10 protein-coding genes are annotated in these 14,744 nt (G+C 47.9%); 5 read left to right on the forward strand and 5 right to left on the reverse strand.

Features of this window, described 5'->3' with window-relative positions:
* Positions 1–132: 132 nt before the first annotated feature.
* From ABT58_RS04815 to malK, 3 genes are all read right to left on the reverse strand, one after another.
* Positions 133–318 (reverse strand): hypothetical protein, encoded by a 186-nt coding sequence (locus ABT58_RS04815; protein WP_047873211.1) that lies wholly within the window; start codon positions 316–318, stop codon positions 133–135.
* A gap of 245 nt (positions 319–563) precedes the next feature.
* Positions 564–1,490 (reverse strand): alpha/beta hydrolase, encoded by a 927-nt coding sequence (locus ABT58_RS04820; protein WP_053062970.1) that lies wholly within the window; start codon positions 1,488–1,490, stop codon positions 564–566.
* 117 nt (positions 1,491–1,607) lie between these two features.
* Positions 1,608–2,717 (reverse strand): maltose/maltodextrin ABC transporter ATP-binding protein MalK, encoded by a 1,110-nt coding sequence (malK, locus tag ABT58_RS04825; protein WP_047873212.1) that lies wholly within the window; start codon positions 2,715–2,717, stop codon positions 1,608–1,610.
* A gap of 702 nt (positions 2,718–3,419) precedes the next feature.
* Here malK and malE point away from each other — a divergent pair.
* From malE to malG, 3 genes are all read left to right on the forward strand, one after another.
* On the forward strand, positions 3,420–4,601 hold the full coding sequence (gene malE / locus ABT58_RS04830) for a maltose/maltodextrin ABC transporter substrate-binding protein MalE (RefSeq protein WP_047873213.1): 1,182 nt from the start codon (positions 3,420–3,422) through the stop codon (positions 4,599–4,601).
* A gap of 63 nt (positions 4,602–4,664) precedes the next feature.
* Positions 4,665–6,245, forward strand: coding sequence for a maltose ABC transporter permease MalF (gene malF / locus ABT58_RS04835; protein ID WP_047873214.1), 1,581 nt, complete (start codon positions 4,665–4,667; stop codon positions 6,243–6,245).
* Between the two features lie 11 nt (positions 6,246–6,256).
* Positions 6,257–7,147, forward strand: coding sequence for a maltose ABC transporter permease MalG (gene malG, locus ABT58_RS04840; RefSeq protein ID WP_047873215.1), 891 nt, complete (start codon positions 6,257–6,259; stop codon positions 7,145–7,147).
* Positions 7,148–7,723: 576 nt separating this feature from the next.
* On the opposite strand, the gene ABT58_RS04845 is transcribed toward malG, so the two are convergent.
* Both ABT58_RS04845 and ABT58_RS04850 read right to left on the reverse strand, forming a co-directional pair.
* A complete protein-coding gene (locus ABT58_RS04845; RefSeq protein ID WP_047873216.1) occupies positions 7,724–8,296 on the reverse strand; it encodes a DUF1415 domain-containing protein in 573 nt (190 codons plus the stop codon).
* Between the two features lie 155 nt (positions 8,297–8,451).
* Entirely contained in the window at positions 8,452–10,473 is a 2,022-nt protein-coding gene (locus tag ABT58_RS04850; protein WP_047873217.1) for an exoribonuclease II, read from the reverse strand.
* A gap of 382 nt (positions 10,474–10,855) precedes the next feature.
* On the opposite strand from ABT58_RS04850, the gene ABT58_RS04855 reads away from it, so the two are divergent.
* Entirely contained in the window at positions 10,856–12,562 is a 1,707-nt protein-coding gene (locus ABT58_RS04855) for a GGDEF domain-containing protein (protein WP_053062971.1), read from the forward strand.
* A gap of 243 nt (positions 12,563–12,805) precedes the next feature.
* Positions 12,806–14,716 carry a DEAD/DEAH box helicase gene (locus ABT58_RS04860; RefSeq protein ID WP_047873218.1) on the forward strand — a complete coding sequence of 637 codons (1,911 nt, stop codon included), beginning with the start codon at positions 12,806–12,808 and terminating at the stop codon, positions 14,714–14,716.
* Positions 14,717–14,744 lie beyond the last annotated feature (28 nt).

The raw sequence follows: 14,744 nt of genomic DNA on the forward strand, positions 1-14,744 counted from the left end.
CGATAAACGACAATGAAAAAGCGCTGATGACTCAGCGCTTTTTTTATGGAAGTGAGATGTCCCTCAGTGAAGAGGAAAACTGGTTATCGAAATCCGACATCACGTGTCGATATTGAGTACGTGTGATTCCAGCTATTGGTCATCGTCCAAATAGGTACGCCCTTCTAAGGAGTAGGGACCCTGATCATCATACAGGTTACTGCGCCCTCTCAGACGGCTCAGTTTAATTTCCAGAGACTTAGCCTCCTGATAATTCCCTTCCTGATAGGCAAGGTAAATGCGCTGTTCGATATCCTCAATTCTGTCATGGTTGCTCATGGCTTATCCTCCATATCGCGTCAATATGGCCGAGACGGGTAACGAGTAAGATGACGGTCATGGCAACAGCGTGATTGTCCATCATTGATAAAGAACCACGCTGTTTACCCTCTTATTGTGAGTGTAGGAAGGGATAAGACACACTTCCAGCCTGCACAAAGGACTAGTACGAAGAGAAGTCTCGTTGCGATCACTGATTGATCATTGATTATCTGGGCACAGCTTGCTTATCGGTGGTTTTTCCTTTATTTGGTCGCGAAACAAGTATGCCCGTTCGTGAAGCAATACTGTAAGAAAGCTGGAAAGCGTGCTGCCCATGCACTTTCACTGTGAATCCCCTCGTGATCCACATCGAACCGACAATTGACCGCCGGACTCAGTTGCTGTAACTGATCGGCGATATCGACCGCTAAGTCATAGTACAGTGCAGGAAACGCCGGATTGCTTGGGTCGCTGCTCTCATTGGTGCCGATGTCCATGTAGATCTTAACCGGCCAATCCATCAAGAAGTCGCGGGACGTGGCGGCGATCAACGTTTTCATGGCGGTTTCTGCAAACCAGAATGCTGGTGAGAACACACCCGCTTGAGAGAATGTCTCTGGGTAGGTCAGCAGGGCATAAAGGCTGATAAAGCCGCCCATGGAGCTACCTGCAATCGTGGTGTGTTCGCGGTCGGGTAGGGTGCGGTAGTGCTGATCAATGTAGGGTTTCAGAGTGTCAATCAAGAAACGGCAATAGGCATTTCCTTCGCCACCTTGCGCAATGGCTGATTCCGACCAGTTTGCCAGTGCCGGTTGAGGCTCATACGGCCAGGGGGAATACTCATCGCGACGGCCAAACTGTTCCCGATCTGAACTGCAATCAACAGCGACCAGAATCGCACCGCTGAAATCATTTTGTTGCTGCAAAGCATCGAGGTGCTCACCAGCTTGCCAGCTCATGCCGGAAATACACAAATGGGGTTCAAACACGTTTTGCCCGTCATGCATGTAAATCACCGGATAATGGCGCGCTTCCTCGGCATAGTCAGCAGGCAGGTAAATGCGCACCGTACGGGTTTTGTTGAGTTGTGGCATGGCAAAGTGCGGCAGGATAACCATGCGCGTCGGATCATACTGTTTGATGCGAGGATCAAACGAAGTCGGTAAGGCAAAGCGGTGCGCAGTTGTCATGAGGGGATCCATCCAAAATTTTTCGACAAAAAAAGCGCGGGATAGGCCGCGCTTTCGGTTCGCTTGCGAGGTGTTGCAAGCGGTTAGGGGGAAAGGTTGTGAGTCGTATTGCCGACGTTATACACCTGGCTCTTGGTACAAACGGCGACACGCCTGACCATTGCTGTGGAACAAGTGACAGCGGTGCGCGGGAATGCCCACTTTGAACTTGTCGCCTGCTTCTACGTCTAGGGTGTCTGGACGGCGGTAAATGAAGTCCGCATCCATGTGATCCAGGTTGATGTACGCTTGTGTTTCGTAACCCAGCTTTTCAACCACTTGAATAGTGCCTTCGATGCACGCTTCACCTTCAGAACACGGTACCAAGTGCTCAGGGCGAATACCCAGAGACATGCGGTCGCCTTTGGTGACAGAAGTGCCATCGACTGGGATCCAGAAGCTGTTGCCATCGGCCAGCTGCACCATCACGCGTTCTGCTTCGACTTCCTCAATGAACACGCTCATGAAGTTCATCTTTGGTGAACCGATGAAGCCTGCCACAAAACGGTTTTGTGGGTAGTGGTACAGCTCCAGAGGCTTACCGACCTGAGACACGTAACCGCCATCAAGTACAACGATCTTTTGTGCCATGGTCATCGCTTCGATCTGATCGTGCGTCACGTAGATCATGGTGCAGCCTAATTGCTTGTGCAGTTTGGCAATTTCAATACGCATTTGAACACGCAGTGCTGCATCAAGGTTAGAGAGCGGTTCATCTAACAAGAAGACGTTTGGCTGAGAAACCAGCGTACGGCCGATAGCGACACGCTGGCGCTGACCGCCTGATAGTGCTTTGGGTTTACGCTCCAGTAAGTGACCAAGCTGTAGGATGTCTGCAGCGTGATCAACACGGCGTTTGATTTCCCCTTTGTCTGCTTTTGCCAGCTTCATGCCGAAAGACATGTTATCGAACAAGTTGAGATGCGGGTAAAGGGCGTAAGATTGGAACACCATGCCGACCCCTCGTTCAGAAGGGGGCACGTCATTCATGCGTTGGTCGCCGATGAACAAGTCGCCTGATGTGATGTCTTCCAAACCCGCGATACAGCGTAGCAGCGTTGATTTACCACAGCCTGATGGGCCGACGAAAACAACGAATTCGCCTTCTGCAATATCGAGATCAACGTTTTTGGAAATCAGGTTATCTCCATATGCTTTACATACATTTCGTAAAGTGACACTCGTCATCGAGCCTATCCTCTCAGTTTATTGTTGCCTGCAAGGCGCATGATATTCATGCATGACCTTGCGGGTAAAGAATTTTTCCCAGATACCCTGTGCGACGTAATGCGCTATCAGCAACTGTATATAAGCTGTTGTTATTTGCTTGGGGTAACGCACTGCCTTTTTACCTCTTATTTACCGTTTGTTTACGGCGTGGGTAAAAAAAGGGTAGCGACGGAGTAGGAAATAAAACCGCGCTACCTGATCAACGCTGTCTTATTTACTTCCCCGAAAATAAGACGGCACGATTATCAAAACGAAGTGGTTACTGTGAAAGTGACAACCAGCCTAAGCAAGTGCATCTTCAACTACCCAATGGGTATGGTTGTATTTTTACAAAGGTATGCCAGAGAAACATCCTCCTAATGCGAAATTAATTGGGGGGATGAGGGGGGGATGAGTACTTAGATCACACTTTGTAGGTCTCAGAGCTGAACGCAATTTTTATTCTCAGTAATATGTGCAGCGTATCACAATCACGCATCGGAATTAGATCTGTGTCACTACTGAAAACGACGAAGATCACGCTTTTGTTTCTTGGTGGCAGGGGGCGTAGGGGGCAGGATGATGCCTTATACCTATGACTAATGGATTATAGACCATGCAAGTAGTGCTATAGCCGTATTCTGTAGCACGCTCACATAACAATCATTAAGGATGTTAATAATGAAGAAAGTCCTCAGCACCGTTGCATTTTGTACCCTTGCGGCACTGGGTTCTGTGAATGCACATGCTGCCATTGAAGAAGGCCAACTGACCATTTGGATCAATGGTGATAAGGGATACAACGGCTTGGCAGAAGTCGGGAAGCAGTTTGAAGCAGATACGGGTGTGAAAGTAACAGTCGCGTTTCCTGATAACCTGGCCGATCGTTTCCAACAAGTGGCAGCTGCCGGTGATGGACCAGACATTGTGTTCTGGGGCCATGACCGTTTTGGGGGTTATGCGAAATCTGGCTTGGTGGCAGAAGTGCACCCAAGTCAGGAAATGAAAAGCAAAATCATCGACTTTGCTTGGAATGCGGTGACGTACGACGGCAAATTAGTCGGTTACCCTATCGCTGTGGAATCACTTTCTCTCATTTATAACAAAGACTTGGTTGCCAAACCGCCGAAAAACTGGGAAGACGTCGCTGCGCTTGATAAGAGCCTTCAACAGCAAGGTAAGAAAGCCATTATGTGGAACGTGCGTGAGCCGTTTTTCACCTGGCCAATTATCACTGCAGATGGGGGTTACGCGTTCCGCTTTACCGCTGATGGCTACGATGTCAAAGACGTTGGCCTGAATAACAGCGGTGCGAAAAACGGTATGCGTTTTGTGAAGTCGCTGGTGGATCAGAAAGTGATTTCGGCAGACATGGACTACAGCATCTCTGAGTCCGAGTTCAACAAAGGCAACGTGGCGTTAACCATCAATGGCCCATGGTCATGGAATAACATCGACAAGTCTGGTATCAATTACGGCGTTACGTTACTGCCGAAATTGAATGGCAATCCTTCTAAACCGTTTGTGGGCGTATTAACTGCTGGTATCAGTGCAGCTTCACCGAATAAAGATTTAGCGGTGGAGTTCATTGAAAATTATCTGCTAACCAATGAAGGACTGGAAAAAGTCGATGCTGATAAACCGCTAGGGGCAGTGGCATTGAAATCATTCCAGACCATTTTGGAAAGTGATGAACGTATTGCCGCCACCATGGATAACGCCATGAATGGTGAAATTATGCCAAACGTTCCGCAGATGACAGCATTCTGGTATGCGCAAGGTAATGCGATTCAGAATATTGTTGATGGTCGTCAAAGTGTAGAAGACGCGCAAAATGGCGCAGCAGCTCACCTTTTAAAATAATTCCGTCTTGGGGAGAGGGATCTCTCCCTAAATAAACTTTCCTTTTGCGAGCAAGGAGCTGAGATGCAGTCAGTTCAAGGTGCAGAGTTTTTGGAAGACCCAAAAACCACCTCAACCTTTAATTATCGTCAGTGGCTGAAATGGTCATTATTAGGCATGATCGGGGCTGTTAACGGCTATGCGACTGTGCTGATGTATGCGCAGGGTGAAATACCTTTTGCCTTGCTGACCGTTTTCCTCACCGCGTTGGCCCTGTATATATTTGGCAGCAAAAAAACGTACGCCCACCGTTATATTTATCCGGGTATTGCCGGGATGGTGGTGTTTGTTATTTTCCCGCTGATTTATACCGTGGGGTTGGCCTTCACTAACTACAGCGCATCCAATCAGTTATCGATTGAGCGTACGCAAAGCGTATTGCAGCAGCGCACCTTCTTGTCTGGCAAAAGTTACGGCTTTGATCTCTACCAAGTGGCCAATGGCCATCAGTTAGTGATTAAAGACGACGGTCAATTGTTGGCGACGGACGTGTTTGATATTGCTAATCCGTTTGATGAGGCCATGACACTGCATACCGTAACCGGTGTGGAAGGCAAGAAAGCGACCATCAAAACCATTATTCAAAACCGTACGGCGTTGAATCAGGTTGAATTGGCGATGCCAAACGGTAACGACATTCGTATGAGTGGTCTGCGCAAGTTTGCGGCTGAGTCTCCGCTGTTTACCTTGCAAGAAGACGGTTTGACCTTGCTCAACAATCAAACTGAGCAGTTCTACAAGCCAAACATGGAGATTGGTTACTACCAGCCTGTTGACGCTAACGGTGAATTTGTCGATAAGCCAATCTCACCAGGATTTGTGGTCGGTGTGGGTACGGCTAACTTTGAGCGCGTACTGACGGATGATGGCATTAAAGAACCTTTCTTCGGTATCTTTGTGTGGACCATTGTTTTTGCCTTCTTGGCGGTGACGCTGACACTGGCATTGGGCATGGTACTGGCGTGTATCGTGCAGTGGGAACCGCTAAAGGGCAGTGGTATTTACCGTTTGTTACTGATTTTGCCTTATGCCGTTCCTTCATTTATTTCGATTCTGATTTTCAAAGGCCTGTTTAACCAAAGCTTTGGTGAAATCAACATGCTGCTGGAAGCCATGTTCGGGATTAAACCATCTTGGTTCTCTGATCCAGTGATGGCGCGTGTCATGGTGGTGATTGTGAACACCTGGCTGGGCTTCCCTTACATGATGATTCTGTGTATGGGCTTGCTGAAATCGATTCCAGAAGATTTGTACGAAGCCTCAGCCATTGATGGTGCCGGTCCGATTCAAAACTTCTTCAAAATCACTGTACCGATGTTGATTAAACCGCTGACGCCGCTACTGATTGCCAGCTTCGCGTTTAACTTCAACAACTTCGTGATGATTCAGCTATTGACCTCAGGCGGTCCAAACATGGTGGGCACCTCAGAGCCTGCGGGTTACACCGACTTGTTGGTGAGCTACACCTACCGTATCGCGTTTGAAGGGGGCGGTGGTCAGGACTTCGGTCTGGCAGGTGCGATTGCGACTGTGATTTTCGTTCTGGTCAGCGGCATGGCATTGCTTAACCTGAAATTTACCAATACAAAGCTTGAGCAGGACTAAGGAGTATAGTCATGGCAATGGTTCAACCAAAATCCTTAAAATACAGAGTCTGGGCGACCCACATTGGATTGTGTGTGTTTATTGCGGCGATGGTCTTCCCATTATTGATGGTTATCGCGATCTCTCTGCGTGAAGGTAACTTTGCAAGCGGTGAATTGATTCCAAGTAATCCAACGTTAGATCACTGGCGTTTGGCGTTGGGTATGTCTGTGACTAACAGCGACGGCTCTGTAACACCACCTCCGTTCCCGGTATTGTTGTGGCTATGGAACACCGTGAAGGTAGCGGGTATCACCTCTGTGATTATTGTGGCGCTATCAACGACCAGTGCGTATGCGTTTGCCCGTCTGCGTTTTAAAGGCAAGAGCACGATCCTAAAGGGCATGATGATTTTCCAGATGTTCCCTGCAGTGTTGGGTCTGGTGGCGTTGTATGCGGTGTTTGACCGTTTGGGTCAGTACATCCCGTTCCTTGGCTTGAACACACATGGCGGTTTGATTTTCTCTTACCTTGGCGGTATTGCTCTGCACGTGTGGACCATCAAAGGGTACTTTGAAACCATTGACAGTTCATTGGAAGAAGCGGCTGCGCTGGATGGCGCGACACCATGGCAAGCGTTCCGTCTGGTATTACTGCCATTGTCTGTGCCGATCCTTGCGGTTGTATTTATTCTGTCGTTCATCGGTGTGGTGACCGAAGTGCCAGTGGCCTCTTTGTTACTGACAGATGTTAATAATTACACCCTGGCGGTGGGTATGCAGCAATATTTATATCCACAGAACTACTTGTGGGGCGACTTTGCCGCTGCGGCAGTATTGTCAGCCATTCCAATTACGGCTGTGTTCTTACTGGCACAGAAATTCTTGGTCGGTGGTTTGACGGCTGGTGGCGTAAAAGGCTAATACCTCCTTATATTGATAAAAGAGAAAAGAGCATGTTTAATACATGCTCTTTTTTTATTGCGTAAAATAAAACAAAATTCCATTTTAGTCGTCATAAATAGGGTGGATTGGGCGGAGTGATTGGTAAAAACACTGATAAATTAGAGGGTTAATATCAATCATCGCGCATCCTTCATATTAATGAAATGAATGGGATTTATATTTGACAAAAATGAAGAATAAGCAGCAATTAATGGTTTGGTTATAGCTCGCTGCTTGTTTTATAACCAGTGAAAAGTAGGCGGAAAATAATTATTTTTATTCCCCTGCTTGGTATACACTGATAATATAATGCTTAATCAGTATTAAGAATTATAAAAAAGGCTTATCTTCTCACTTGGATAAGCACTCCCGAGTTTAGCACTTAGCGTTGGTTTGGCCGCCGATCGGTTAAGTATCACTAAGCTCAACAATTGGCGTTGCTGCATAGCTGGCTTACTCTTCTTTGCGAAGGTAGGTATTTAGTAACGAAACCCGAACGTAAATGTTCGGGTTTTTTTATGCGCAGTGAAAAGGATTTCACTGCCTGGTAATGGATTAGCGCTTATTTAAAAACGGAAAAAGTGCGTGTACTTCTTCTTCGGTAAGTGCCTCGACGCGGGCGATATTACGCTCTGGGATCCCTTCAGGATCAGGGTAATGCTTGAGTACCTTTTCCATGCTCTCTTCGCGAATAAGATGGAAAATCGGGTAAGGGGCTTTGTTTGTCAGGTTCTCTGCGTCATCAGGGTGAGTACCGTGGAAACAATAGTCTGGGTGGAAGGTGGCGATTTGGTACGTGCCTTCGTAGCCACACTGAAAAATCAGCGCATCAACGAGGTCGAGAAACTGGTTGTAGTCTTCAAAGGCAGAGAACAACTGTGGGGCCACCACCAAGGTGGTTTCTAATGTTTCGACGGGGGTTTCATCAAGGCGTTTGAGTTCCTGATAGATGCGCTCTAGCAGGACATCTTCAGAATCATTGTCTTCAATCGCGATACGAATTTGTTTGTTGCGATTCGGCTTGGCGGCAAACGGACATAAATTGAGGCCGATGACCACATTCACTAACCATTGTTGAACCTCTTGTTCAATGGTTTCAAGTTGGAGCGGTTGGGATGCTGTTGACATGCTGACTTATCTTATTGTTATCACAGGCTACTTGAATGATTGTTATAGGGGTAGCCGATGAGTGGGGTGGATGGAGAATCGTGCGTAGACTTTGACTCTCCTAATAAAAAGGGCCAGCTTGCGCTGACCCTTGAATTGTACCGTAAAACGAGCGATTACGCTTTTTCAGGTGCTTCGCTGTTGGTTTCAGTCGCTTCTGCGGGTGCTTCTGCCGTTAAGTCAGGGAATTGCTTAACCGGTTTAGCCACAAGCTGACGTGTCGCGGCGCGTACTTCAGCCAGCTTCACTTCAAACTGATCACCTAGCTGGTATTCTTTCACCTTGTCGATGTTGATCATACCCAGCTCACCGTTACATTCGATGCGTGCTTTGTTATCCAGAATCAATGGTGCCGGAATAAACGCAGCTGCGCCGTTTTCCAGTAGGCGTACGCGCATACCTGCACGGTTGATGTCAAAGATCTCAGCGGTGAAGACGGTTTCTTCTTTCACGGCATTCTTGAACAGACGTACGTACAACCAGTCAGCCACATCACGCTCAGCCATGCGGTGATTACGACGGTGCAGGGCAATTTCTTCGCCTACTGTGTCATCCGGTGTTTGTGACGGTTCCTGACCGGAAATCAACGCTTTAAGCAAACGGTGGTTGATCATGTCACCGTATTTACGGATTGGTGATGTCCATGTTGCATACACGTCCAAGCCCATCGCGTAGTGTGGTGCTGGCGTATTGCCCACTTCACTGTATGCCTGGAATTTACGTAGACGGTTGTCTAGGTACGTGCTGTCTTGTGCGTTCAACCAACGGCGTAGGGCACTGAAGCCTTCCAATGTCAGCAGTTGTTCTTTCTCGAACGGTGCTTCAGCATTGGTCAGGAACTCCATTGCGGTATCCAGTTTTTCCGGATTAAAGCCGTTGTGGTAGTTGAAAACACCCAAACCGAATTTGTCACGTAGCGCACGACCCGCACAGATGTTCGCGGTGATCATGGCTTCTTCGATCATGCGGTTCGCAGTGCGACGTGGATCAGTGTGAATTGCGATCACGTCGTTGTCTTCGCTCAGTTCAAAGCGGTAGTCTGGACGGTCAGGGAATACGACAGCGTTGTTTGCACGCCATGCACTGCGTGCGTTAGCAAACTTGTGCAGCGCGTGAATTTGTTCAGCGATAACGGCATTCGGTGCCCAGCCTTCACATTCACCTTTCTCAAGCAGATCAGATACGTTGTCGTAAGACAAACGGCCTTGTGACTTGATCCATGCCGCGAAGAAGTGGATGTCATCCTGAATCACGCCGTCTGCATCCACGGTCACGCGACAGCAGATAGTTGGACGCTTTTCATCTTCCAGTAGTGAACATAGCTCATCACTCAGTTCACGTGGCAACATCGGAATGTTACGGCCTGGCAGGTAGATAGTGAAACCACGCTGACGCGCTTCGTCATCCATCTTATCGCCCACAGCGATGTAAGAGGTTGGATCGGCAATCGCAATCGTGATTTCAAAGCTGCCGTCTTCTTTGGCGATGGTATATAGCGCATCATCCATATCTTTGGTGGACTCACCATCGATAGTAATGAAAGGCAGATCAGTCAGATCTTCACGCTCCAGACCTTCATCCAGCATTGACCAGCTTTCCTGTGGTGCAGGCTCGGCGTTTGGCAGATCGTGACGTGCCAGCGTTACCCACCACGGTGCAATTTTGTCATTGCTGTCAGTGATTTTTTCTTTGATTTCGCAGAAGAACGTTTTGTTGTCGCCCACCAATGGGTGACGGGTCATCATCGCAACAACCCAATCGCCTTCTTTCAGCAATTCCGGGTTCAATCCTTTAACTGGGCGCGCTTTGATCGCATCTTTCAGTTGCGGGTGATCAGGCACGACGTGCAGGCGATCACGGATCAGTTTTACGCGACCGATGAAGCGATTCAGATACTGCTCAATCAGTTCTTGCGGCTCAGCCACTTCACGCTCTTTCTCTGTACGAATAACGGCCATAACACGGTCACCGTGCATCACGTTTTTCATATAGTTAGGCGGAATGAAGATGCTATCTTTGTTATCAATTTCCAGAAAACCAAAGCCACGGTCAGTCGCTTTGATGGTGCCTTCTTTTTTCGGCAGGGTTTCCTGAATTTGTTTTTTCAGCTGTGCTAGTAAAGGATTATCTTGAAACATTATGCCCGGTCTCAGGTTGTTAACTCGGACACTATAAAGTTTTCAGACCGTAAAACCAAGTTTATCCCATAAAGGAAAGCCGTTATCGCCCTTATCACGAGGTAATCGCGAAAAGCTGGGTCAGGGAATGTTGATGAAAGTATGAAATTAAATGCAAATCGTCCTGTTTTGGCACACAGAATGTCAAAAGCCTAATACCTTGATCAAAGAATGGATAATCTGTTTTTCATTCTTCGCCGGAATCCTTTATAAAACATTCTTCTGCATATAAAAAATACATTTATGGTGATGGGTTCATCATCGGTATACCACACAGTAGACAGCCTCATGCTCACCCTCTCGGTAGTGAACGCGGCTGAATGTAGGCATGGCTAGGATGGTTATGAAAAAGAATAAGGCGCTCTCGCAGTTGGCGAATCAATTGGCGAGAAAAGCTAACATGGAACGTTGGTGCTTTTGCCTGTTATCGACGTTGCAGCAAACGTTGCAACTGACCAATATTACCTTTCTGATTGAACATGAAGGGGAAAGCCAGGTCATGGCCAGTTGGTTTGATGACCAATTCCATTTTTACCCGGAGCCATTACCGCAGCATGACTTTAATGATGTCCCTTTGGTTTACTTTAATCAGGTCAAGCACGATGGTAAATCCGCACGGATCATTGATAGTCGCTGCTATACCGCGATTTGGGATAAGCCAGAGCGTGGTTTATCCCGCTTAATTCTGCCTATTCATACGCATTATCGTCAGGTGGGCTTTTTATATGCAGAAACCATGACGCCTGAACCGTTCGATGTTCAACAAAAGATGGTGGAGTCATTACTGATCCTCATTGCCTCCGATTTAAGTGCCCGCTTATTACAACAAGAAGTGTTGACGCACCATCTCACTCGCCGCAGTGTCGAAGCAGAATTGGAAGTGCGTAATCATTCGATCACCCAGTACCTGTCTTTATTGCAGAATTTGCACAGAGTGACACTCACATTGTCAAAAGCCAGTAATCTGGAGCAATTGTATCGGGATGCGGTGCAGTTAGGACGTGAATATTTGGCCATTGACCGTATGGCGATATTCCTGACCGATTTTGAAAAAAATGAAATGCGCGGCACCTTTGGGACCGACCCGCAGGGTAACCTGGTCTCCCGTACGGAATTTAGCAGTGCGATTCCTGATCACCCACTAGTCAATGAAGCGTTAAGTCGTAAAGATCACGTTGTCGTCAAAGAAAATGCGCCGCTGTATTTTGGTAAAGACCAAGTCGGGGTGGGTTGGAATGCCATGATTGCAATGTGGAACGGCGATAACTGTATTGGTTGGGTGGCGGCCGATAACCTGATCAATCAACGCATTTTGACGGAACACCAAAAAGAGATCCTGAAACTGTTCGGGGCGGCACTGGGCCAGCAGATTGTGATTCGTCGGAACCATGAAATGTTGAAGCAACTTAATCTCGAGTTGGAAGCGCGAGTGAATGAACGCACTAAAGCCTTGGTTCAGGCCAACGAAGCCTTAGAGGAAGCGAACCAACAATTAGCGCAATGGTCGATGCAGGATGGTTTGACCGGTATTGCAAACCGCCGTTTTTTCGATATGGCATTAAAGCGTTACTGGGAGCAAGCCGTGGCGCAGGGAAGTCCTTTGCACATGTTGATGCTCGATGTGGATCACTTCAAACGTTACAACGATCAATATGGGCATTTAGAAGGGGATAACTGCCTGAAAAAAATTGCCAGTGCCCTCGAGGTGATAGTGAAGCCATACCCTAATGCGGTACTCAGCCGTTTTGGGGGAGAGGAGTTTACGTGTTTGATCCCCTCTCAGTCTGTGGATGTGGTAAAGGCGATCAGTCATCGCATGCTTAAAGCAGTGAGAAATCTGATGATTAGCCACGGGCAAAGTGAATTTGGTGTGGTAACGGTAAGTATAGGTTGTTGCAGTCAGCAGCCAACCGCTGATATGGAAGTGATGTGTTTGCTAGATGGCGCAGATAAAGCGCTTTATCGGGCGAAAAAACAAGGGCGCAATCAGTTGTACCAATATAATGGTGTGCTTCAGCATGATGAGCGCGTGGAGAATTGCGTAGGATAAAGGTAAGAAAAATCAAGAATGGTTGCGTAACCGACAGAGAATAGCTGTGCTGTTGTACGCATTGTATAAATTATGGGTTCTTGACAGTTAATTTGTGACCTCGCTCAATTTTTTCTGGCTTTTTATCGAGTAATGGCGCACAATGCGCGCCTTATCGTCGAGGCCCAAGCTTGTGGTTGCTGTTGCAGAACCTTTTATAGCCGAGGGGCCCCGTTTTACGTTAGATTATTTATTGGGATCCCAATGCAAGAATCTGTTACAGAATTTCGCCAGTTAGATCTGGCCGACACACTACTATCCGCACTTGACTCAATGGGCTTCGTTGCGCCGACTCCTATTCAGGCGGCGTCAATTCCTCTTCTATTGACCGGTACCGATGCGCTAGGTAAAGCACAAACAGGTACAGGTAAAACAGCGGCATTCTCTCTGCCACTGCTTAACAAGCTTGATCTGAACCAGCATAAGCCACAAGCCATCGTAATGGCACCAACACGTGAGCTTGCTATCCAGGTAGCTGCTGAAATCAAGACACTAGGTCAGAACGTTAAAGGTCTGAAGGTACTAGAAATCTACGGTGGTGCTTCTATCGTTGATCAGATGCGTGCTCTTAAATCTGGCGCACACATCGTTGTAGGTACACCTGGTCGTGTTAAAGACTTGATCACTCGTGATCGTCTACACCTTGATGAAGTACACACGTTTGTACTTGATGAAGCTGACGAAATGCTAAAAATGGGCTTCGTTGACGATGTAACTTGGATCATGGAACAAGCGCCAGAAACTGCACAGCGCGTGCTTTTCTCTGCGACTATGCCTCCAATGGTTAAAGAAATCGTTGACCGTTTCCTACGTGAACCTGCGCGTATCGACGTTGCTGGTGAAAACCGTACCGTTGCACAGGTTGAGCAGCAGTTCTGGGTTGTTAAAGGCGTAGAGAAAGACGAAGCAATGATGCGTCTTCTTGAAACTGAAAACACTGACGCGTCAATCGTATTCGTACGTACTCGTCAAGATACCGAGCGTCTAGCTGACTGGCTATCTGCACGTGGCTTCAAAGCTGCTGCACTGCACGGTGATATCCCTCAGTCTCTACGTGAGCGTACTGTTGAACACATCAAGCGTGGTGTGATTGATATCCTAGTTGCAACTGACGTTGTTGCTCGTGGTCTTGATGTGCCACGTATCACACACGTATTCAACTACGACATTCCGTTCGATGTAGAATCTTACATCCACCGTATCGGTCGTACAGGTCGTGCAGGACGTGAAGGTAAAGCTATCCTTCTAGTTCGTACTAACCAAATCCGTATGCTACGCACTATCGAGCGCGTAACGAAATCACGCATGGAAGAAATCCAACTTCCTCTACGTGATGCTGTTGCTGAAGCACGTCTGAACCGTCTAGGTCAGGAGCTTGAAGCACAGAAAGAAGAATCAAGCCTAGAAGCGTTTGTTGAGCTAGTTGAAAAGCTACAAGAAACCATCGAAGTTGACGCAGCAACACTAGCAGCAATGCTACTGAAGCGTCAGCAAGGCAATCGTCCTTTGTTCTACAAAGGTCCGGACCCAATGGTTGCTGCTATCGAGCGTGAAGCACAGCGTCGTGACCGTCGTCGTGATGATCGCGGTGAACGTGGCGAGCGTGGTGACCGTCGTGAGCGTGGCGAGCGTCGCACTTACAACAACGCTGACTGGGATACTTACCAGCTACAGGTTGGCCGTGAGCAAGGTGTTCAGGTTAAAGACATCGTTGGCGCAATCGCAAACGAACTTGGCCTAAGCAAAGAGTTCATCGGTGCAATCAAACTGGCTCCTGAGCACACTTACGTTCAGCTTCCTAAGAAGATGACTGCAGAAGTAGCAGCACAGCTTAAGAAACTACGTATTCGTCAGAACGAAGTGAAAGCAGTTGTTGTTGAAGGTGAAGTGCTACGTGAACACCGTGGCGGCAACCGTGGCGGTAACCGCGATGGCAACCGTGATGGTAACCGTGGTGGCTTCCGTGGCAACCGTGAAGGTGGTAACGGCCGTCGTGATGGCGAGCGTCGTTTCGACCGCAACCGTGGCGGCGATAACCGTGGTAGCTTCCGTGGCGAACGCAACCACAGCAACGGCGCTCCACGTCGTGAACGCAAGCCACGTTTTGAAGATTAATCCTTCATAACGCGCAAGCACATTGAGA

Origin of the sequence: Photobacterium aphoticum (assembly GCF_001029435.1) — a bacterium.
Lineage (GTDB): Bacteria > Pseudomonadota > Gammaproteobacteria > Enterobacterales > Vibrionaceae > Photobacterium > Photobacterium aphoticum.